Genomic DNA, 1,153 nt, shown 5'->3' with positions numbered 1-1,153 from the left:
AAGGAAAAAATTAAAAAAGCATGTAAATAGAAAAAGGTTCCAGAGTCGACAGGACTTTGGAGCCTTTTTCAATACACTTTGTTATTGGGCGGTTACGAAGATAGAATATCCATAGGCAATTGTTTTGAAGAATACTATTTTGCTAACATTAAAGAAAAGCCAGAATTGTTTATAGGTGTAGAATTAGAATATCCGATAGTTAATATCTCAGGGAAAGCAACTTCTATTCAAGTCGCTACAGATATGATGCGACACATTTCTAATCAAAATGGATTTACAATCATCAAAAGAGATGATAGAGGAAATCCGATAGAACTCCAGCACGAGTCGGGAGACCTCATACTATTTGAAGTCACGTATAATACACTAGAATTTGCATTCGCAAAAGCAAAAAATATTGGTAGTGTAGAAGAGCCCATAAAGAATATCTAGCGAATATTCAATATTATTTGCGCCAAAATGGACATGAATTGCAGGGGTTAGGGATAAATCCCAATTGGGAAAATAATGACAATAGACCGGTAGATATGGGCCGATATAGGATGTTGATGAACTATCTCAAGCTAGGAGAAGGCAAACCTAATATGCATCCCTATACTAGATATGCTGGCTTTATTTGCGGAAATCAAGTACAGTTTGATATGGGTCGAAAATCCTTTTTACGAGTCATTAATGCGTTTAATAAAATTGAAGCAGCGAAGGCGTTTTTGTTTGCAAATTCACCATTCGACCAGATAGATGATATGGCCCTTACGAGGGATTATTTTTGGGAATATTCAATGCATGGCCTCTTAAAGAATAACGTTGGTATCTACTCAGAGGAATTTCATACTGAGGCAGAATATCGTCAATACCAAGAAGAGTCCGCAATGTTTTATGTCATCAGGGATAACTGTTATAGTTGTTTAGTTTTTATTTAATATATGATAAAATAGACTTATGACTTACGGAATTGATTTTAGAAAACGCGTTATTGCCTATGTCCAATCAGGATAAAACGCGTTATTGCCTATGTCCAATCAGGATACACAAAAAAGGAAACCTGTGACCTATTTGGTATTGGAACCGATACCTTGTACCGTTGGGAGACACAGCTGAAAAATGAAGGACATCTGAATCGTAAACCACGAGCTCGTAGTCCTCGCAAACTTCC

At 36.5% G+C, this 1,153-nt stretch carries 3 protein-coding genes; all 3 read left to right on the top strand.

From position 1 onward, the window contains the following. Positions 1–84 precede the first annotated feature (84 nt). Entirely contained in the window at positions 85–432 is a 348-nt protein-coding gene (locus ODU55_RS09235; protein ID WP_398582641.1) for a hypothetical protein, read from the top strand. Positions 433–449: 17 nt separating this feature from the next. Continuing rightward, the gene (locus tag ODU55_RS09230) at positions 450–920 is read left to right on the top strand and encodes a hypothetical protein (RefSeq protein WP_398582640.1); all 471 of its coding nucleotides are present in this window, start codon (positions 450–452) and stop codon (positions 918–920) included. A 66-nt stretch (positions 921–986) separates the two neighbouring features. Then, a partial coding sequence (locus ODU55_RS09225) for a helix-turn-helix domain-containing protein (protein WP_398582651.1) occupies positions 987–1,153 on the top strand: 167 nt, incomplete at its 3' end.

This window comes from Streptococcus sp. 2022WUSS037 (assembly GCF_044427225.1).
GTDB lineage: Bacteria > Bacillota > Bacilli > Lactobacillales > Streptococcaceae > Streptococcus.
The sequence above is the reverse complement of the archived record's forward strand: the minus strand, read 5'-3'. Positions and strand labels throughout refer to the sequence as shown.